Origin of the sequence: Mesorhizobium sp. 2RAF45 (assembly GCF_052115225.1) — a bacterium.
Classification (GTDB): Bacteria; Pseudomonadota; Alphaproteobacteria; order Rhizobiales; family Rhizobiaceae; genus Mesorhizobium; species Mesorhizobium jarvisii.
The window spans coordinates 49,224-68,216 of sequence record NZ_JBFRGG010000017.1 but is presented as its reverse complement, the minus strand read 5'-3'; the positions used below and the strand labels follow the sequence as shown (position 1 = coordinate 68,216).

Sequence of the window (18,993 nt, the reverse complement as noted above, 5' to 3'; positions counted from 1 at the left end):
ACAGAGCAGGAACGTTATGCGGCACGGCGTAGGCCTGCCGGGAGGCGAAGCGACCTGAAGCCTTCCGGGAGATGTTGCTCGCTATCCCAGGTGTAGATACCTGTCAGGTTGATATGCTCCCAACTCAGCGGCGAGATATGCTTCAACAGCATATCTGGGATGTTCCTTCCCGCTCGTTTGAGCTCTGTGACCGCGCGGTCGAGATAGACCGTGTTCCAGTGGACGATTGCGCTGACGACAAGATTGAGGCCCGATGCGCGGAATGCCTGACTTTCGAACGACCGGTCGCGGAGTTCCCCACGCTCATGAAAGAAGACTGCCCGTTTGAGTTTGTGCGCTGCCTCCCCCTTGTTGAGGCCGGCTTGGCAGCGCCGGCGCAGTGTCGGGCTCGAGTACCATTCAATCATGAAAAGCGATCGCTCGATGCGGCCGAGTTCCCGCAGCGCCCTGGCGAGCTGACCTTCTTTTGGCGATGCCGAGAGCTTCTTCAGGATCGTCGAGGGCACAACGGCACGGGTGGTGATCGATGCCGCCAGATGAAGCAGATCGTCCCAGTGATCGAGGATCAGGGTGGTGTTGATCGGCGCCCCGATGTGGTTCGACAGCGCCGGGTATGCATCGCCTTTCTCGAACGTGTGGAACTTCCGATCTTTAAGATTGCGCAGTCGCGGTGCGAACCGCTTGCCGATCAGAGCGAAGAGCCCAAAGACGTGATCGCTCGCGCCGCCGGTGTCGGTGAAGTGCTCCTGTATTTCGAGGATTGTGTCCTGATCGAATAGTCCGTCGAGCACATAGGCAGCCTCGCTTTCGGTCGGGCTGATGGGCAAGATGCTGAAGTAGCCGTACTGATCTGACAGGTGGCTGTAGAACTTCGATCCGGGCTCACTGCCGTAATGTAGATTGATATCTCCGCGCTTTGCGGCTCGGTCGCTTGCTCGGAAGAACTGGCCATCAGATGAGGACGTCGTGCCATTGCCCCAAACGCGAGAATGCGGATGGCCGGTGTGTGCGTCCGTCACGCAGGCCTGGGCTGCGCGGTAGGTCTCTGACCGGGCGTGGAAGGTGCGCATCCAACTGATCTGGTGAGCGCTGATGCCTTTGGACGCGCTCGCCATCCGTTTCGGACCGAGGTTGGTCGCATCGGCCAGTACGCCAGCCAGCATGGCCGAGATATTCCTCGGAGTGTCACCCGTGCGAACATGCGTGAAATGGTCGGCGAAGCCGGTCCATTCGTGCACTTCCCTCAAAAGGTCCGGTACCTCGACCAGTGGATACAGCTCGCTGATCTCGGCGTTCAGGTCCTCCGCTGCTGCGGGAACTTCGCCAGCTGCTGGCGTGACGATAAGCGTTCCACCTTCGAGACGAACACCGTCGAGCTTTCCGGATCGTGCTCTATGCGCCAGGCGCTTCAGGTTGAAGTCGAGCATCTGTTGCGCTTCGGTAAGCCACGCCGCGCCGTCTTCTTGGACGCCAAGTCCGAGGCGATCTTCATCTTTCAGGATGGTGAACGTTGACCGCGGCATCAGGTGCTCGTCGATCGGTCGGAAGGATCGGCTGCCATCGACCCAAATGTCCGCAGATCTAAGCCGGTCTCGCAAAGCCGCGAGCGTTGCAATCTCATACAGACGGCGATCGGGCTTCTCCTGGCCGAGAATTAGCCGTCGATCAGCTTGACCGAGGTGGGTGACCGGGAGGCGATCCGGAAGGGTGCGCCGCTTCTCGGCATAGAGCCGTTTCAGCAGCGAAATCGCCGCAAGAAGGGGATCGTGGCGGCGCGCTGAGCGGAACGTGAACGCCTCCAAGAACGCACCGGCGTACTTGTTGACGGTCGCATATTGCTCGGCCGCTAAGGTCAAAGGCGACGCCTCGTTGTCCTCGACCATCAACTCAAGCTCAGGCTTCATCCGAAGCAACCGGTGCCATCCAACTTCCTGATCTAGAACCTCCAATGCGTTCCCGCCATAATCGTTCGCGGACTGCAGGGCTGTGATCGTGTCCAGGAACATGCGTAGCGCTTTGGCGGTATCCGGCCTGCAGTCCATGTGGCGCTGCTTCTTGCGGTTATTGGCTTGCGAGAACAGCCGGCCTATCAGCTTGATGAACATCGACAATGCATCGTCCGTGAGCTTCTGGCCGAGCTTGATAATTTGCGCCACGATCAGCGCGTGTCGACGGCTGGCATTGAAATCGTTGGCCAGCCATGCCGGTGTGGCGTTGCCCTCACGGATCATCTGATCCCATCGTCCAGACGAGATGCGCATCTGCAATTTCGGATCGATTTCTAGCTTGCGCAGGAAGGCGATCCGTTCGGTCAGCCCGACCAGGTTTGACGCACCTGGCGCATCCGGCGCTGATCGCAGCCAATGAAAGCGCGTTTGGCCGATGGCCGGGTCAACCTCCAACAGCTTATCCAACGATTGCAGCGTATCGACCGAAATTTCTTCGATCAACGCTCTCTCCGCCCGCCGACGGGCAATGGCGCGGGCGGCAAGACCGATCCGTTCGATCGTGTCGATTGAAGGAAGAAGGGATCCGCGTTCACGAAACATGGCGACAATCGCACTCGCTATCGCGCCACCGTCGTCGGAGATCGCGGCCGCCTGAATTGCAGCCAACAGCGCAGCTCTACGGTCTTGTCCCGTCGCGCTCCGCGCGGCCAGATAAACCATCAACCGAGCAATGTGATCGCGACGCGTTTCTTCACGACGTGCATAGAGCGCAAACTTTCCAGCGTCGGCGCCAATCTGCTCGGCAACGTACTTTAGCATTGCGCGAGGCGGAGTTTCATCGGTCGCCAACACTCTTCCTGGATATCGCATCAGGCAGAGCTGAACGGCAAATCCGAGCTGATTGTGTTCTCGTCTGCGAAGTCCAATCTCGAGCCTGTCAGCCGACGACAACGAATAGTGTCGGATGAGGCCGTCCTCATCGGTTGGTATATCGAAAAGTCTCTGTCGATCCTGAACCTTGAGAAGCCTCCGTTTACCCATCGCCCAACTCCTTCCACGACCAATCTGCCGGGAGCGTTGTCGAGTCGGACGGGCGAAGAAATCAAAACTGGGTGCCCTGCGATGGCAATCCACAGGGATCGGATGCTGCACGGCCGCACTACGGCAGAGTTCATGATCCGTTCGCCCTTAGCGTACGATTTCGCACTGCTCTTGTTCCGACCCCGGAAAGCAGCCCAAGCGCGTCGCCAATTCCAGACGCGCGGCCTGATCGGAGACCATCATGGCCGTTCGACCCTATTGGAAAGGTTATCTGAAGCTCTCGTTGGTCACCTGCCCGGTGCAGATGATGCCGGCGACGTCGGAGAGCGAAAAGGTCCGTTTTCATACGCTCAACCGCGAGACGAAGAACCGCGTGGTCAGCCACTACGTCGATGCCGTCACGGGCAAGGAAGTCAACGAGGAAGACGAGGTCAAGGGGTATCAGCGTGGAGAGAACGATTACATCATTCTCGAAGACGAGGAACTGGAGGACGTCGCCCTGGACAGCACCAGGACCATCGATATCGATGTGTTCTCGCCGCGCGATTCCATCGAATGGATCTGGCTCGACACGCCCTATTACCTGTCGCCAAACGATCCGGTCGGCCAGGAGGCCTTCTCGGTCATCCGCGACGCCATGGCAGCAGAAGACATGGTCGGTATCTCCAGGCTGGTGATCTCGCGGCGCGAGCGCGCGGTGATGCTGGAACCGCGCGGAAAGGGCATTGTGCTGTGGACCCTGCGCTATGGCGACGAGGTCAGGGACGAGGCCGCCTATTTCGAGGGGATCGACGCGGACAAACCCGATCCCGAGATGATGCCCCTCATCCAGCAATTCATCCAGAAGCAGACCCGCCATTGGGACAGCAAGCTGGTCTCCGACCCGGTGCAGGACAAGCTGCTGGACATCATCGAAGCTAAGCGGAAGAAGACAAAGCGCCCGGCCAAGGCGAAGGCTTCCGAGCAGAAGGCGACGCCGAACAACGTCATCAATATCATGGATGCCCTGCGCAAGTCCGTCGAAGCGCAGAATCGTCCCGGCAAGCGCTAGACGTGCAATTCCTTGCGACGCTGGCGCCGCCGCGGTCATCTCACCTTCAGGCGTAGCACGAATTGGCGGGAAGCATCTTTCCGCTTGGAGCTGGTTTCGAGGAACGCTAGGCGAAATGCCAAGCTACGGCAGGATCGTTGCTTGGATAATCACGCCCGCCCTGTTCGACCGCGGCATTTCAGACTGCTAGCCAGCAGCAGCTAAAGCCGCCACGCGATTGGAGCCTCCCTATCAAGCAACTGGTCCTGCGTCAGTCTCATTGTGCTCGGACACGTCGACGTCAAAAACGCAAGACAACCCTCGCCGTTTAAAGTTCATCAAGACCCGGCCTGCGGAGTTGGGGGCGAATACGCGCTCCAAAAGTTGGGTGCCAAAGCCCCTGCGCTCTATAGATCCCACGGTTGGACCACCGGTTTCCCTCCATTCCAGATTAAGCCGGGCTTCAGTCCCTTGGTTCACGAGGTTCCAAGAGATCGTGACCCTACCTTTTGCGTTTGACAGGGCACCGTACTTGATAGCATTCGTCGTCAACTCATGAAGCGCGAGGGCAAATGAAAGCGCCAGGTTTGGCGGAAGCCAAACTTTCTCTCCGGTAATTTGAAAGCGCTCGATGGCCGCATGGGGCTTGATCGATTCGATGATCAGATCATTCAGATCAGCGCCGCTCCAATTCTTTTGCGTTAGAATGTCATGGGCCTTTGACAGCGAGACGAGTCGACTGGTGAGGGTTCGGCCTGCCTCCGGCAGGCTGGTGGCGTTGCGAATCGTTTGGCTGGCTATGGCCTGGACGACTGCAAGCGTGTTCTTGACACGGTGATTCAATTCGTTGACCAGCAATTTCCTTTGCTCTTCGCCGCGCTTGCGGTCCGTAATGTCGAGGCTGATCTGCACTGCCCCTATGATATGGCCGGTTGCGCCGCGAATCGGACGCGCGCTCGAAAGCAGGAAGCGCTCTCCGCCCGACGGAAGGGTGTAGGAAAATTCTTCGTTGTCGGTCAGCTCTCCGCGCATCGCTCTTGATAGTGGCCGATCTTCCCGACTGACCGTGTGACCATCCTTGACTGCCACGGTATTGATCACAGGATCAGGCACTCCAAACGATTGCCGGACCTTGGTTGGCAAACCCATCAGCTCCGTGGCGAAGCGGTTGCGAATGACCAGAAGAGCTTTGGGATCGTAGGTGAACCAGACAGCAGCCGGCACCGTGTCGAGCACAGTCTCCAGCTCATTGCGGCGCTGCGCAATCGCACGTTCGGCATCCACCAAGGCTTGCGCGATTGTTGCAAACTCTCTTACCGAAGTGGACAGAGGTTGCACGGGACAGCCCTTTCCCAGTGCATCCGCTCGGGCTGCCAGGTCGGTGGTTGCCCCCGTGAGGTGTTTGCCGACGACATAGGCCAGACCAGCCGACAATAGAAGCGCCACAATGCCAATCCCGCCTATCGCCGCCAGCGAGCGCCACAGCGGCGCCTGCACATCCGACAGTGGCACGTTGGCTGTGTAGAACCATCCGGAATACGAGGATCGGAAATAGCCCGCCAGCAACGTGGTGCCCTGATAGTTGCGAGATATGAAGCTGCCGGAGCGGCCGACGATCTTTTTCAAATATTCGGGTAGTCCGGGCTTGCCGGTCATCTCCTCATGCGATCTGGAGCGCGCGACATAGTTTCCGTCGCGATCTCCTACTCCGACTGTCCAACCATCGGGCACGGCCGGCATCATCACATCGCGAATGCGCGATGTCGGGACGGAAATCGAAAGAAGCAGGTCCTCACCGGTAGGAGATGGCACTTTGACGGAAATGGCCACGCGATAATCCTTGGAGCCCTGGCCTTGAAAGACATCGCTAACGAGAATGCTAGAGACCTTCAGCTTCTCGCGATCTGGGGCCGATATCGGTTCGACCTGCGGCAGATTTGCCCCGAAACCGACGTCTGTGTTCAACAACTGATTGTGCCCGAGATCGCGCAGTACAAGGTTATAGGTGGTTCCTTGTACCGCACGGAGCGCCTCTCCTCGAAAGGCTTCCAGGTCGCCATTAGCGAGAGCCGCGGATTTCGACAAGCCGTCCACGATCGTTCTCAGATTGGCGACCTCAGCTTCCACCACAAGCGAAACCTGCCGGGCCGTCTGCAACGCATCCTGCTCAAACCGCAATCGCTCATGCATGGCAAATTGGAAAAGGAGATACGCCGCGAAAAGCCAGACCGGTATCACGGCGGCTGCGATCAGACCTAGCAGGTGCAAACGGGCGGAACGACGAGGCAACCTATGTCCCCTTGTGCCCTCAGAGACCTCGAACATAATCGCAGGACGACGTTCCGCAAGCGTTAGTTAAGAAGACCCAGTCAGTACCGGGTAAGAGTGTCCTGGAATGAACGATCGCGATTAGCCTGTAGCCTCTCGGAAACCGCAACTTTAGCCTTTCCGGATAATGCAGGGCACGTCGAGGTGCGGCCGATGCCAGAAAGCGTAGCGGCGACGATGACGTAGAAACCGGGAGGCGGTGTCTGCCTGCCTTCGTTCCACTCATCCTTGGTGGCGCGTGACTGAAGTCCGGCGTCAGCGTGGGAATTCCGTGGCTTCTGGTGCGGAGCAACTCAGCTGGGCATCCTGCATCTGGCTCGGTCACCACTGCAACGCTGTGTACGGTAAGCAATGGGCATTCCAACAGTTTGGCCCGTTCGCCCAGCTCCTAATGTCCTCCCCCATCGATATCGCAAATGCCCAAGATCGCCGAAGATCCTGGTCGATTTCCTCCTCCCTATGGCAGTGGTGACGCGTCGACCGAGCCGAAGGCGACGCCGAACAACGTCATCAATATCATGGATGCCCTGCGCAAGTCCGTCGAAGCGCAGAATCGTCCCGGCAAGCGCTAGACGTCGAGACTGGCTGTCCGGGCCTCCAGCCCATCGCGCGTCAGGCCGCCCGACGCATCGATCTTGCCAGTCGCTTGATCGCTTGTTCGAGCAGGCGATGACCCTCGCCATAGTCTTTCCACGCCGTGCTCTTTTTCAGCAGCGCTGGGACGGTACGCAGGGTGAAGCGCTTCGGATCGAGATCGGTTTTGACTTGTGCCCAGGTGAGCGGCATGGAGACGGTCGCGCCGGGTCTCGCCCGCGGCGACAGCGGAGCCACGGCGGTCGCCATGCGATCGTTGCGCAGATAATCAAGGAAGATGCGGCCGATGCGCTGGTTCTTCGCCATCTTGGTCAGGTAGAGGGCGGGGTTGTCCCGTGCCATCTGCAGGCAAACATCATGCGCAAAACCTTTGGCTTCCGCCCAGGTGAGCTTGCTGCGCTTGGCAACCGCCAAGGGCGTGACGACGTGCAGCCCTTTACCGCCGGTCGTCTTGCAGAAGCTGACGAGCCCAAGATCGTCGAGCCGCGCGCGCATTTCCTTGGCCGCCTCGACAACCGTTTTGAACGAGACTTCGGGACCTGGATCAAGATCGAAGACGAGCCGGCCTGGCACCTCCGGCTGCTGTGGCTCGCAATTCCAGGGATGCAATTCCAGCGCACCGATCTGGGCGACGGCGGCGAGACCCTCCACACGGTCGATCTGCAGGTAGGGCTTCTTGTCGCCGAACACTTTCACCAGTTCGAGAAGATTTGACGTTCCTGGCATCGCATGACGCTGGAAGAACTGCTCGCCGACGATTCCGTCCGGCGCGCGGATGATTGAGCAGGGCCGCCCGCGGATGTGCTCGATCAGCCAGGGACCGACAGCTTCGTAGTAGCGGGCGAGATCTTCCTTGGTCACCGGCGTGCCATCATTGGCATCGGGCCACAGCGGCTTGTCCGGGTTCGAGATCAGCACACCCATGACATTGGCCTTGCCGCGGCTGCGGGAAGGCTTCGCTGCGGTCGGCTCCCGAGGCAGGGGCACCTTGGTCTTCTGCGGCGAGGCAGGCTTATCGGCTTCGACCTCCCCGGCCGGCTTGTCCTCACGCAAGCCTTTGAAGGCGGCTTGGCGCACGAGCCCGTCGGACGTCCAGCCGGCGAATTCGATCTCGGCCACCAGCTCCGGCTTCAGCCAGACAACGCCGGGTTCGTTCTTTGGCGCGCCGATGCCGGTGAAGGGTGATTTCCGGGTCGCGGCAGCTTTCAACTTCGGCAGCAGATCCCTGACCTTGGCTGCGCCATAGCCTGTGCCCACGCGGCCGACATAGACGAAGTGATCGCCGCGATAGACGCCGACCAGAAGCGACCGGAATTTGCCATTCGTTGTGGCATAGGCGCCGATGACGACCTCGTGGCCTGCACGACATTTTGACTTCGCCCACGTCTCGGTACGGCCGGAGACGTAGGGCGCATCGGCGCGCTTCGAAACGATGCCTTCCAGGGACAGCCGGCAGGCCGAGCGAAGCACTGCCTCGCCGCCAGTTTCGAAATGTTCAACGAAGCGGATGCGATCATCCTCGCCCGTGTCGGTCAGAAACTGACGCAATCGCGCCTTGCGCTTACTCAGTGGCAAGACACGCAAATCCTCAGCGCCTTCGAACAGCAGGTCGAAGGCGAAGTAGACAAGCGCATCGGTCTTGCCCTCGGCCAGCGCTGCCTGGAGGGCGGCGAAGTCCGGAGCGCCGTTTTCGTCAAGCGCGCAGATCTCGCCATCGATGATGGCATCGGGCAGATTGCCGGCGCCTCGGGCAATGGCGCGATATCTGGCGGTCCAGTCGAGACCCTTGCGGGTCTTTAAGATAGCTTCGCCGCCCAGGACGCGCATCTGGATGCGATAGCCGTCGAACTTGATCTCGTGCAGCCATCCACGTTCGGAGGGCGGCCGCGCCAGCGTCTGGCAGAGCTGTGGGGCAATGAAGTCGGGAAGATCGGCGGCAGTCCCGTGCTTTTTCCTTTTTGCGCGAATGTTTGTTTTCCGTTCCTGCGCCGCCAAGCCTGTACGACTGTCCCACACCGCATCTGCCTCGGCCTTGCCGCCTTGCAGCATGAAGGGTTTCGGGCTGCGGCCCTTGCCGGCAGCAATTGCCTCCATCTTGCGTCCGGATGCGACGGAGGTGTCATTCTTGTCGAGGATTGCAGCGCCGTTTGTCTCGACGGCATATTCGTCGCGATGTTTGATCAGCAGCCAGTTGGTGCGCTTGCCGCGTTCGCGGTCGTTGGCCATCCTCACCAGCACGAAACTGCCATGCAGCCGCTCCCCTTCGAGCGTGAATTTGAAATCGCCCTTGGCCAGCGCCTGCTCGGGGCTCTTCTTTCCCTCGGGCTCCCAATAGCCGCGGTCCCACAGCATGACCGTGCCGCCGCCATACTGGCCTTTTGGAATAGTCCCTTCGAAATCCCCGTAGTCGAGCGGATGATCTTCCACCTCGACCGCGAGCCTCTTGTCATGAGGATCGAGAGAGGGACCGCGCGTCACGGCCCAGGATCTGAAAACGCCGCCGAGCTCAAGTCGCAGATCGTAATGCAGCCGCGTCGCGTCATGTTTCTGAATGACGAAACGACGGCGGTTGGATGGCTTGACCGACCCTTGACCGCTCGGCTCCTGCGTCTTCTTGAAATCGCGCTTGGCCTTGTATGTTGTTAGCTTGTCGCTCGCCATTCGATGCCCTCGGACCACGGACCACATCGGCCTACAGGCAGGAATGTTCGGAGTGGCGACATGTTCCCCCGAGAGCTGGCACGCCCGCGCTGGCGTCATGCCAGCGCGGGCTCGGGAGAAGCAAAGGCACCGCCACCGCCAGTTCTGGGGGGGATGGCTGCAAAGACTGGACAAGGCGGTGGGTCGTCATCGTCATCGCGCCGACGATGGCGCACGATGCGCGCCCAATGTGGGAAGGACAGCCGTGCGCGACGCCGCGCCGGCCTTCGCGACTGTCCTGGTGTTTGCTGGCTGGTGCTTGCGCAGATGTCTGCATCCAGCGCCTTGAGCGCTTGGAGAATCTCATCCACTTCGATGAGGGAGCCGTCTTCCAGCTGACGCAACGAGGGCCGGCCAGGAACCGCGCGGGCGTCGGATGCCCAGGAAGCCAGAAGCTCCCGCTTCTCCGCACGGCTCATTGCCGGATCGTTGAGGATTTCATTGGGCCGCTGGAATAGCGCAGATCGATCTGCGTCCCGAAGATTTGTGTCTGGAAAGCCAATAAAGCCTGTCATCTCCGTTTCTCCGCAATCCGTGCCTCCCGGCCGCTGCCGGGAGGCAAATCGCAGCTTTGAGGTTCGGGTGGAATTCAGGCAGCGCTGCGCTGCCGATCCGTATCGTGGCTGATCTGCTTGTTCTTCGCCGTCTCGTCCCCTGACGCGGCGCTGCCGGTCGAGCCGATGGCAATGCGGCGAGGCTTGAGCTCCTCAGGAATCTCGCGCACCAGGTCAACCGAAAGCAGGCCATTCTCGAGCGTGGCGCGTGCTACCTTGACATGGTCGGCCAGCTTAAAAGCCTGCCTGAAATTGCCGATGGCCAATCCCTGGTGGAGAATCTGGCGGTTGCCCTCCTCCGGCTTTTTCTGGCCGGTGACAATCAGCTCGGGGCCGTGCTGGGTGAGCTCGACTTCTTCCGTACTGAACCCGGCGATCGCCATCGTAATGCGGTAGTCGTCGGTGCCGAGCTTCTCGATGTTGTAGGGCGGCCACTCCGAACGCACGCCATTGTCGAGCATGTCGAAGAGACGGTCGAAGCCGACCGTCGAGCGGTAGAGAGGTGTATAATCGAAGCTTCTCATAGCCATATCCTCCGTAAAGCAACATGGGTTACAAGCAGCGCCGCAGCGTCTCTGCGACGCTCAATCTGTCGGGCCGAAGCCCCGACGCAGAACGATTTGGGAAAACCCGAAATCCGGTTCAAGAGGGCAGATTCTATTTTTTTGATCGACATCCCGGGTGCATGATTTCCGTCCCCTGCGACGGCAAATATGCTCGGCCCTGCCCCCATCGCGCTTACCAAACAAATGCGAGATAGATAGACGGCCCGAGGGTGTCCCGGAAGCGGTCACGGGCCCGGAAGTGGAATGGCTCAAGCCCGGTTTCAAGGCGCGTGTGCGCTAGCTCCGAGGCGAAAACAGGCGGCGCGATGCGTCCGTGCAGATGTCCATGAGACAGACGACAATAAAGCGGCGGTGAAAGAAACCAGAGGGTCTTGACCCCTTCCCGCGACAAGCTACCTCTGTCTCTATGATACGGGCGCCCCTTGTGCTTGTACTTGAAGACGAAGAGTTGATCAGTTGGGACCTGGAGGTCTCGCTGGCGGAAGTCGGATATCTCGTCGCAACAGCGAGATCATGCCCCCAAGCCGCTGATTTGCTAGCTACTCGCCGGCCGGATGTCGCAGTTCTGGACGTACTCCTTAGCGACGGCCAATGCGTCGATGTAGCAAAGAAACTTCATGCAGATGACGTTCCCTTCGTTGTGCATTCGGCTTTGGCACGGACAGAGGTCGACGACGCTTTCCGATCGGGTACGTTCCTAGCCAGCGGGGGTTCTCGATATCGTCGGTGCGGTCACGAAATTGACCGCCGGGGACCAACGAGGGAACAATTTAAGCAAGCGATAATTTCATAGGTCAGTTAGCCAAGGGAGGGCCATCTTGACCCAACGACAAGTCGACAAAGAGCGCATCGAGCGCGCCGATCGAGAGGCGAAGCAGTTAGTCGAAGCGGAGAGGAAGGCGCGAAATGCAAAGACGGCGCGATTGCGGGCGCTACGTCTTTCGGCACAGCCCGCGGAGAGGTCAGCCCCGGTTAAAAGGCGCCGGCCGCCCGCCAAAAAACCGGCGCGGAAAATTATCGAAGTCGACTAAGCCGGAAGAAGTGCAGCGCCTCAAGTTCCAGCGGCGCGGTCTCCGCCGCTTTCTGAACATCGCCCGATATAAGGCCCGTACATCGCACGATTTAGTGCCAAATGAAGTTGCGCGGAGGTGCCAAACGAATTTGCGCGCTACAGCACGGTGGAACTCGACGTGACCCTGGGTGTTGACTCAAAAAATAAGGCGGAGGAGCATGCCATGGACACGGACCAGTACCGAGAGAGGGTAATTACAACTTCCTCGGCAGCTTCGCCAGACATTCAGGAGGTGGGGCGTCGGCGGGCGTCCACACCAGGACGTAACCTGCCAAAGAACGTCGCAGATCTCCAGCTTCAGGGCCCAATCCAGGCGGTCGCATCGATTAACAATGCCCTTGCACACAAAGGCATTCTCAACATCGACGAAATCGATCCGCCGCTGCGAACTGCCGAGGCCAACCTGGCTGGCGATGAGCGCCTGTTCGAAGACATGTCGCCCGCCAACCATGGTTCCTGCATATTTCCAACCACGCTCAAGGCGAAACCGAAATCCCCTCCTTCTCCGAGTTGGCTCGTATGATCGCCCGGAGTAAAGAGCCCCGTAACGAGCAACCGTGATGCGCGGCGGTACATATCCTTCACATGGCAACACGACACGGCGTACTGTTCTTGTTGCGCTTATTGCTCTAGTGGTTTTATGCGCCGCAGCGGTGATGGCGTTGTACGTGACGGCGGCACGCCCGCCATTTTCTCAAAGCGATCCGCAATTTGACGGCGGCGATGCCTCGCGAGGCAAACTCGTCTTCGCGGCCGGCGATTGCGCGTCCTGTCATGCGACGCCAGGGCAATCGGACCGGCTGAAGCTCGGCGGCGGGATGGCGCTTGGCTCGCCATTCGGCACCTTTCGGCCACCAAACATTTCTCCCGATCCGGTCGACGGTATAGGGAGGTGGACCGCGGCCGACTTGGCGAATGCCCTTGTCGGAGGCGTCTCGCCAAGCGGCGAGCATTACTATCCGTCCTTTCCCTACACGAGCTTTACGGGAATGACGGTTGGGGACATCAAGGATTTGTATGCTTACCTGCGGACGCTTCCGGCGGTTTCAGGCCGGGCGCCGCCCCACGATCCCAAAATTCTGTTTATGGTCCGCCGGTCAATCGGGTTCTGGAAACTTCTGTTCTTTCGGCAAGGTCGACCGGCCGCGGACAGCGGCGAAATATCAACGCGTGATCGCGGGGCTTATCTCGTTGAAACGGTATTGCACTGCGCAGAGTGCCACTCGAGCCGCAACGCGTTCGGAGCGATCAAGTCCACCACCCTTTTTGCAGGTGGCATCGATCCGCAGGGTACGGGTTTCGTGCCCAACATAACTCAGCAGAGATTGCGCGGCTGGGGCGAGGTGGATATCGCAACGATGCTCAGGACGGGCGAGACGCCTAATCATGGCCGCGTGGGATCATCCATGGCCGATGTGGTAACGAACACTGCGATGCTGCCTGATAGCGACCGCCAGGCGATCGCCCGCTACGTCAAGGCGCTTCCTGCGATTGCAACGCCGCACCCATAGCTCATTGCGCATAGAGATAGGCTGCAAGGTCCCGTGCTTCCTGTTCGGAGATTCCGGTGGACGGCATCGCCGTCCGCGGGGAAAAACTCCGCGGCGAAACGATCCAGGCGACGAGATTGTCGGAGCGGTTTTCCACCACGCCGGCAATGTAGACGCGCTTTGATAATCCGGTGAGCGGAGCGGCCGTCTGACCGTCCGCCCCGGGGATTCCGGGAATCGTGTGACATCCGGAGCAACCATAGCGCCGAAAGATTGCAGGAGCGCGATCGGGATCGCCACCGGTCATCGTTTTCGCGGTGGCGGCCCGGGTATGATTGTCACGCGCGATGTTGGCCGTGACGAACGCAGATGAAGCCACGATAAGGCCGCCGGCCATTAAGGCTGCTCGACCGGGAACAGACGCCAGCAAGCTAGACATTTTGCGCCTTTCTTCCGCTCGAGTGCCGGATCCAGAGCGCCAGCATGGTCATTGCCGCGGCCGCATAGACCGTTCCTGCCGGCACCCACATGATCATGCCCGCCAATTGCTGGTCCTCCAGCGGCGACAGTCCCCAGTCCATCGCGGTTTGGGTCTGCGCGACATAGAGCACGCGCGGGGCGAGCGCCATCAGGACGCCCAGGATGCTGGTGTGGATCATGGTCAGAAACAAATGCCATGCCGAGGCGCCATAATCACTTCGCCAGACAATTGCCCACCAGAACAGTATCGCCGTCGCGAAGAAGCTCAGATGCTGGAGGCGGTGCAGGGACGTGTCGGTCACGGCGGCGTCGAACAGCACGGGCACGTGCCAGGCCCAGATGGCGACGCCGTGAATGATGGTCGCGTTGGTGGCGCCAGTACACCAGTCCCATGCCCTGCGGACAACGGCCATACGCATCACCCGGCCAGCGGCGTAACGTGTTCTCCCGGGCAATCCCCAAAGCAGGAGACCCACCGGCCGCGCCAGCACGATCAAGGGGGCCGACACGGCCAAGACAATCTCGTGCTCGATCATATGGAAGGTAAAGAGGTGTTCGCCAAGCCAATGAAGCGGCGAAAGCAGCGCACCTGCCAACGCCAGCATGCCGGCGCAGTACGGCAAGACCCGGATCAACATGATGCCCGGTCTCCTGATCCGCCAGGTCAACCTTATGACACCCACGCCGTACAGTATGGCAAGTACAGCAAGCGGCACGACGATCCACGGGTCAAACGTCCAAGGGTATGTCGAACCGTGTGTCTCGTTCCCATGCGCCATAGCCGGGCTGGCGATGATCAAAAAGACAAGCGTACGGATCAGCGTTGGCACGGATCCAGCAGCATTGTAGCCGCCCCCTGCAACGACAGCGCCAACACAAACGCCAGCGCGATCAGGAAACCCGCATCGGTGATAAATCGCTCGGATCTGGCCAATCCGGCGGAGCCGGTACGTGATGCGACGACACCAGCGATCGAAGCCGCTAGAAGCGCGGCACAAAGAGTAACCGTCCACGGAAAATTCTGCCGGCAATCCATGTACGGCGTGATTTGTCCAAGCTGGGTGGTGACCGCCCAAGCGACAGGCGGCACGACCAATCCCATGTATCGCAGCCAGCGTCTGGTCAAAGTCGTGGAACCCAATAAAGGCAGACGTACATCGGCAACCACGTCAGCACCACAAAGTTCCAGTACATCGCATTGTCGGCCACATCGCCAAACCGCCGTGCATTGTCGCCATGGCGCGTGAACATCAGGCTGGTCAGCACGACAGTCTCACCCAGGTCGGTCAGGATGTGTGTCGTATGGAGCCCGAGCATCACCCATACAATCGATCCATAGGCGTTTTGATCCCACTTGATGTGCATGGCGGGAAACTCGAAAACACGCAGGATAAGCGGCAAGACGCCGAACAGCGACATGACAATGAGGCCAATTCGGACCTTCCGTAAGTCTTGGCTGCGCGCCCAGCGTGTGACAAAGACATTGGGTATGAGGCTTACAAGCAGAACGACCGTCAGGGTCGTGCCTGCAAGCAGATCAGGCGGCGCGGCATCCAGCGGCCACCGCGGTGCCAAGCTCATCAGATAGAGATAGATCACGATCGAGAGGACAAATCCGGTGCCTTCGATGAGCATGAAGGCGAGCGTTCCCCACCAGGACAGGCTGGCGGTGCCAAGGCCATGCGCGGGAAGCTCCGTCACGTCGAGGACGACACCGGGCTTCATGACTCGTCCTCCGGGTCGCCCTTTGGCCAGAACCAGCCAATGAGTGCGACTGCAATCGGTATGGAGCCCCAGACCACGGCCCATGGGCTAAAGATCGACCAAATCAGCATTGCTGACGTAGCGAGCGCCGCCAGGAGCGGCCAAATCGAATTCCCGACCGATGATTCACGCGCTTCCGCACGCGCTTCCACGACACTGGTGATAAGCAGTTCGCGCCGGTCCGTGTGCAGACCCTCGACGATACCAAGTGGGTCCGATCTGTCCGACAAGGGCTCTAGGCTTTCGACGACAGGCAGCCGCGCGAAATTATAGGACGGCGGTGGCGAAGACGTCGCCCACTCCAGCGTCGAGGCCCCCCACGGATTGGCTGGTGCGATGGGACCTGATCTGGCGCTGCGTATGGCGTCGATGAAGAACAGCAGGAAACCGGCGGCCAGAACGATCCCGCTGAGACTGACGAACATGTTCAGGCCGGACCACGGCATCTCCGGCTGATAGGTGTAGATGCGCCGCGGCATGCCTTGCAGGCCGAGAATGTGCATGGGGAAGAAAGTCAGATTGAAACCCGAGAAGATGAGGCCAAACGACCAGCGGCCAAGCGTCTCGCTCATCATTCGGCCCGTCAGTTTCGGAAACCAGTAATAGATCGCGCCCAGCAGGGGAAACACGGCGCCACCGACCAGGACATAGTGGAAATGCGCGACGACGAAATAGGTGTCGTGAACCTGGGTATCGAACGGAACCGATGCCACCATCACACCGGTCAGCCCACCAATGACGAACACCACGATGAACCCGATGACGAACAAAAACGGCGTCTTGAAGATTGGCCGTCCGGCCCAGATCGTCGCCAGCCAGCAGAAGATCTGCAGGCCTGCGGGAACGGCGATCGCCATGCTTGAGGCGGTGAAGAAGCTTTCGCCCAGCCGCGGCAGGCCGGCCACGAACATATGATGCACCCACAGCCCGAAGGCCAGAACGCCCGTCGCGATCAAGGCCATCACCATGGCCAGATAGCCGAACACCGGCCGCTGCGTGAATGTGGCGACGATGCTCGAGACCATGCCCACCGCCGGCAGGAAGATGATATAGACCTCAGGGTGGCCGAAGAACCAGAACAGATGCTGCCACAGCAGCACGTCACCGCCTTCGGCCGGGTTGAAGAAATGCGTCCCCACGAGCCGATCGAGGATCAGGCTGGTGCTGGCGATCATGATCGCCGGCATGGCGAGGATGACCAGGAAGGACGTGACCAGCATCGACCAGACGAACAGCGGGATCCTGTCCAGTGACATTCCCGGGGCGCGTTGCTTGAATACGGTGACGACGATTTCGACGGCGATGGCGAGAGCGGAAACCTCGGTAAAGGTGATCATCTGGGCCCATATGTCGGCCCGCTTGCCGGCCGCGTATTGAGGCCCCGACAGCGGTACGTAGGCGAACCATCCAACATCCGGACCGGTATCGACGGCGAAGGCGATCCACAACAGCAGACCGCCAGCAAGGTACATCCAGTAGGAAAACGCGTTGAGGCGCGGGAATGCGATGTTTCGGGTCCCCACCATCAAGGGCACGAGGTAGATGGCCATCGCCTGCATGACGGGCACGGCGAACAGGAACATCATGTTCGAGCCGTGCGTGGTGAAAATCTGGTTGTAGCGATCGGGCCCGATGAACCGGGCTTCGGGTTGCGCCAGCTGCAGCCGCATCAGCAAAGACAGCACTCCGCCAAGTGCCAGGAAGACAAACGCCGTGACGATGTAGCGGCGGCCGATAATCTTATGATCGACCGTCGAGAGGGCACCCCACAGGCCAGGGGGTGTTGACCAGGTCGCGGCAAGTCGACCATCGAGTTCGCCGGCTTCCATCCCGGTGTCCCGAACGCCTTCGCGATCCGCTGCTGCGCTCATTTGAGACTGTCCATATAGGCGGAGATATTCTGGAGCTCGATGCTGGTCAGCGGAACCATCGGCATATTGTTCCCCGGCTTCAGCGTCTGCGGGTCTGCAATCCAGGCCGCCAGCGAACCGCGCGTGGTCTCCAGCAATCCGGCGGCGATTGTCTGGCGACTGCCGATATGCGTCAGGTCGGGTCCCGTCGTACCGGTGGCTTGCGTTCCTCGGATCGTATGGCAGGCCGCACAGGGCTTTGCCAGAAAGGCCGCCTGCCCCGAGGCGGCATCGGGATCGGCCGGCATCATCGCATCGGCGCGCTGTGATGTGATCCAGCGCGCGTAATCGGACGGAGCCTCCGCGATGACCATAACCGCCATATGGCTATGCTGCAGGCCGCAGAATTCGGCGCATTGCCCGCGGTAGATGCCAGGCTTTTCCGCCCGAAGCAGCAAATCGTTTGAGCGACCCGGAACGAGGTCCTGCTTCCCGGCCAGACTGGGAACCCAGAACGAATGGACGACATCCGCGCTTTCAAGCTGAAGCCGGACATCCTGACCGACCGGGATATGGATTTCGTTGGCGGTCTGGAAGGTGGGCGTGCCGTCGGAACCGGCGTAGATGACCTGCCACCACCATTGCTGTGCTCTCACGGTGATCGTCACGGCAGCACTTTGCGGGACCCCGATGCTGCGGGTGGTGTAGAAGCTGGCGATTGTCATGCCGGCGATAATGGCCACCGTCAGCGCGACTGCGGCCGAGACTGCCATTGTGAGCCGACCTTCGAATGTCTGGCCTTCCGTCTCGGCCCGACGCCCCCGCCTGAGCGCCAGGGCAAGCATGACCATTACCAGCAACCAGATCACTCCGGACAGGACAACTATCCCGACGATCAGATGCTCGACATGAATGGCGGGAGCCCCGTAGGGGTTAAGCGCAGACTGGCTACCACTGCAGCCTGACACCAGAACACCAGTCGACAACAGACCAATGCGAGGGGCTCTCACGGCGAAGGTCCCTGATCTGGATGGACACCCGCCGGGCCCTCATCGAAGAGAATCTTCGCAGGGCCGCGGTTCTCGGCCGGGCGGGTCTGCTTGTCATCGTTGCGGCTAGGCGCCGCTGTCTTCGGGGTATAGGAGCCGATCGTCTGGACATAACCCGCAAGCTGCCAGATCTGCTCGATGGTCATGCGGTCGTGAAAGGCGGGCATGCCATGCGGGCGGCCATCACGGATCGAGGCGACGATGGAGACCATTTCAGGACCATACAGCCACCAGCCGTCAAGGAAGGAGGGGCCGACACCGCCGCGCCCATCTCCATGGCATGTCGAGCACCCGAACCAGGCGTAAAGGCGCTTGCCTTGGCTCAGATTATAAGCGTCCGTTTCATAAAGCTTGCCCTGCGCAAAATAACTCTCTGGCGGTGTTCCGCTAATCGCATTGGGCATGAGCCGGAATTGATCGAGATCGGCCGCAACGGGGGGATCCGTGCGAAGCTCCCTGGCCTGCCGAAACCAGCCCAACCAGGCACCGACACCGACCAGCAAAAACGCGGCCGCCATGAATGCCC

17 protein-coding genes are annotated in these 18,993 nt (G+C 60.1%); 5 read left to right on the top strand and 12 right to left on the bottom strand.

Annotated features, from left to right (window positions below):
• Nucleotides 1–14 precede the first annotated feature (14 nt).
• A complete protein-coding gene (locus AB4Z43_RS29580) occupies nt 15–2,990 on the bottom strand; it encodes a Tn3 family transposase (RefSeq protein WP_441940255.1) in 2,976 nt (991 codons plus the stop codon).
• 241 nt (nt 2,991–3,231) lie between these two features.
• Here AB4Z43_RS29580 and ku point away from each other — a divergent pair, with 241 nt between their 5' ends.
• Nucleotides 3,232–4,041: a non-homologous end joining protein Ku gene (ku, locus tag AB4Z43_RS29575; RefSeq protein ID WP_441940253.1), complete on the top strand. Its 810-nt coding sequence runs from the start codon at nt 3,232–3,234 to the stop codon at nt 4,039–4,041.
• A 231-nt stretch (nt 4,042–4,272) separates the two neighbouring features.
• Here ku and AB4Z43_RS29570 read toward each other — a convergent pair whose 3' ends face one another.
• Nucleotides 4,273–6,309 carry a sensor histidine kinase gene (locus AB4Z43_RS29570; protein WP_441940251.1) on the bottom strand — a complete coding sequence of 679 codons (2,037 nt, stop codon included), beginning with the start codon at nt 6,307–6,309 and terminating at the stop codon, nt 4,273–4,275.
• 455 nt (nt 6,310–6,764) lie between these two features.
• Here AB4Z43_RS29570 and AB4Z43_RS29565 point away from each other — a divergent pair, with 455 nt between their 5' ends.
• A complete protein-coding gene (locus AB4Z43_RS29565; protein WP_441940358.1) occupies nt 6,765–6,920 on the top strand; it encodes a hypothetical protein in 156 nt (51 codons plus the stop codon).
• Nucleotides 6,921–6,960: 40 nt separating this feature from the next.
• On the opposite strand, the gene ligD is transcribed toward AB4Z43_RS29565, so the two are convergent.
• The 3 genes from ligD to AB4Z43_RS29550 all read right to left on the bottom strand — a co-directional run bounded on the left by ligD (nt 6,961) and on the right by AB4Z43_RS29550 (nt 10,720).
• Nucleotides 6,961–9,603: a DNA ligase D gene (gene ligD, locus AB4Z43_RS29560; RefSeq protein ID WP_441940249.1), complete on the bottom strand. Its 2,643-nt coding sequence runs from the start codon at nt 9,601–9,603 to the stop codon at nt 6,961–6,963.
• Nucleotides 9,604–9,698: 95 nt separating this feature from the next.
• The gene (locus tag AB4Z43_RS29555) at nt 9,699–10,157 is read right to left on the bottom strand and encodes a hypothetical protein (RefSeq protein WP_441940247.1); all 459 of its coding nucleotides are present in this window, start codon (nt 10,155–10,157) and stop codon (nt 9,699–9,701) included.
• 74 nt (nt 10,158–10,231) lie between these two features.
• The gene (locus AB4Z43_RS29550) at nt 10,232–10,720 is read right to left on the bottom strand and encodes an Hsp20 family protein (protein ID WP_441940245.1); all 489 of its coding nucleotides are present in this window, start codon (nt 10,718–10,720) and stop codon (nt 10,232–10,234) included.
• Between the two features lie 448 nt (nt 10,721–11,168).
• Between AB4Z43_RS29550 and AB4Z43_RS29545 the strand changes: the two genes are divergently transcribed.
• The 3 genes from AB4Z43_RS29545 to AB4Z43_RS29535 all read left to right on the top strand — a co-directional run bounded on the left by AB4Z43_RS29545 (nt 11,169) and on the right by AB4Z43_RS29535 (nt 13,345).
• Complete coding sequence (locus tag AB4Z43_RS29545; protein WP_441940243.1) at nt 11,169–11,555, top strand: response regulator; 387 nt, start codon at nt 11,169–11,171, stop codon at nt 11,553–11,555.
• A 442-nt stretch (nt 11,556–11,997) separates the two neighbouring features.
• On the top strand, nt 11,998–12,357 hold the full coding sequence (locus AB4Z43_RS29540; protein WP_441940241.1) for a hypothetical protein: 360 nt from the start codon (nt 11,998–12,000) through the stop codon (nt 12,355–12,357).
• Nucleotides 12,358–12,394: 37 nt separating this feature from the next.
• Nucleotides 12,395–13,345: a c-type cytochrome gene (locus tag AB4Z43_RS29535; RefSeq protein WP_441940239.1), complete on the top strand. Its 951-nt coding sequence runs from the start codon at nt 12,395–12,397 to the stop codon at nt 13,343–13,345.
• A gap of 1 nt (nt 13,346) precedes the next feature.
• Here the strand turns inward: AB4Z43_RS29535 and AB4Z43_RS29530 are convergent, their stop codons facing one another.
• From AB4Z43_RS29530 to AB4Z43_RS29500, 7 genes are read right to left on the bottom strand one after another with little or no spacing between them, the layout of a single operon-like run.
• Nucleotides 13,347–13,721 carry a c-type cytochrome gene (locus AB4Z43_RS29530; RefSeq protein WP_441940237.1) on the bottom strand — a complete coding sequence of 125 codons (375 nt, stop codon included), beginning with the start codon at nt 13,719–13,721 and terminating at the stop codon, nt 13,347–13,349.
• A gap of 34 nt (nt 13,722–13,755) precedes the next feature.
• Entirely contained in the window at nt 13,756–14,583 is an 828-nt protein-coding gene (locus AB4Z43_RS29525; RefSeq protein WP_441940354.1) for a cytochrome c oxidase assembly protein, read from the bottom strand.
• Between the two features lie 38 nt (nt 14,584–14,621).
• Nucleotides 14,622–14,906 carry a hypothetical protein gene (locus AB4Z43_RS29520; protein ID WP_441940235.1) on the bottom strand — a complete coding sequence of 95 codons (285 nt, stop codon included), beginning with the start codon at nt 14,904–14,906 and terminating at the stop codon, nt 14,622–14,624.
• A 20-nt stretch (nt 14,907–14,926) separates the two neighbouring features.
• Entirely contained in the window at nt 14,927–15,529 is a 603-nt protein-coding gene (locus tag AB4Z43_RS29515; protein WP_441940233.1) for a cytochrome c oxidase subunit 3, read from the bottom strand.
• The gene (gene ctaD / locus AB4Z43_RS29510) at nt 15,526–17,397 is read right to left on the bottom strand and encodes a cytochrome c oxidase subunit I (RefSeq protein WP_441940352.1); all 1,872 of its coding nucleotides are present in this window, start codon (nt 17,395–17,397) and stop codon (nt 15,526–15,528) included. Before ctaD ends, AB4Z43_RS29515 begins: the two co-directional genes overlap by 4 nt.
• Nucleotides 17,398–17,435: 38 nt before the next feature.
• Nucleotides 17,436–18,428 (bottom strand): cytochrome c oxidase subunit II, encoded by a 993-nt coding sequence (gene coxB, locus AB4Z43_RS29505; RefSeq protein ID WP_441940231.1) that lies wholly within the window; start codon nt 18,426–18,428, stop codon nt 17,436–17,438.
• Entirely contained in the window at nt 18,425–18,985 is a 561-nt protein-coding gene (locus tag AB4Z43_RS29500; RefSeq protein WP_441940351.1) for a c-type cytochrome, read from the bottom strand. The genes coxB and AB4Z43_RS29500 overlap by 4 nt, the downstream gene beginning before the upstream one ends.
• Nucleotides 18,986–18,993: the final 8 nt, after the last annotated feature.

Bases quoted from the DNA above. Each gene is read 5' to 3' on its own strand.
- AB4Z43_RS29580 (WP_441940255.1), bottom strand. From the start codon at position 2,990: ATGGGTAAACGGAGGCTTCTCAAGGTTCAGGATCGACAGAGACTTTTC.
- ku (WP_441940253.1), top strand. From the start codon at position 3,232: ATGGCCGTTCGACCCTATTGGAAAGGTTATCTGAAGCTCTCGTTGGTC.
- AB4Z43_RS29565 (WP_441940358.1), top strand. From the start codon at position 6,765: ATGCCCAAGATCGCCGAAGATCCTGGTCGATTTCCTCCTCCCTATGGC.
- ligD (WP_441940249.1), bottom strand. From the start codon at position 9,603: ATGGCGAGCGACAAGCTAACAACATACAAGGCCAAGCGCGATTTCAAG.
- AB4Z43_RS29555 (WP_441940247.1), bottom strand. From the start codon at position 10,157: ATGACAGGCTTTATTGGCTTTCCAGACACAAATCTTCGGGACGCAGAT.
- AB4Z43_RS29550 (WP_441940245.1), bottom strand. From the start codon at position 10,720: ATGAGAAGCTTCGATTATACACCTCTCTACCGCTCGACGGTCGGCTTC.
- AB4Z43_RS29545 (WP_441940243.1), top strand. From the start codon at position 11,169: ATGATACGGGCGCCCCTTGTGCTTGTACTTGAAGACGAAGAGTTGATC.
- AB4Z43_RS29540 (WP_441940241.1), top strand. From the start codon at position 11,998: ATGGACACGGACCAGTACCGAGAGAGGGTAATTACAACTTCCTCGGCA.
- AB4Z43_RS29535 (WP_441940239.1), top strand. From the start codon at position 12,395: ATGCGCGGCGGTACATATCCTTCACATGGCAACACGACACGGCGTACT.
- AB4Z43_RS29530 (WP_441940237.1), bottom strand. From the start codon at position 13,721: ATGGCCGGCGGCCTTATCGTGGCTTCATCTGCGTTCGTCACGGCCAAC.
- AB4Z43_RS29525 (WP_441940354.1), bottom strand. From the start codon at position 14,583: ATGGCGCATGGGAACGAGACACACGGTTCGACATACCCTTGGACGTTT.
- AB4Z43_RS29520 (WP_441940235.1), bottom strand. From the start codon at position 14,906: ATGGGATTGGTCGTGCCGCCTGTCGCTTGGGCGGTCACCACCCAGCTT.
- AB4Z43_RS29515 (WP_441940233.1), bottom strand. From the start codon at position 15,529: ATGAAGCCCGGTGTCGTCCTCGACGTGACGGAGCTTCCCGCGCATGGC.
- ctaD (WP_441940352.1), bottom strand. From the start codon at position 17,397: ATGGAAGCCGGCGAACTCGATGGTCGACTTGCCGCGACCTGGTCAACA.
- AB4Z43_RS29500 (WP_441940351.1), bottom strand. From the start codon at position 18,985: ATGGCGGCCGCGTTTTTGCTGGTCGGTGTCGGTGCCTGGTTGGGCTGG.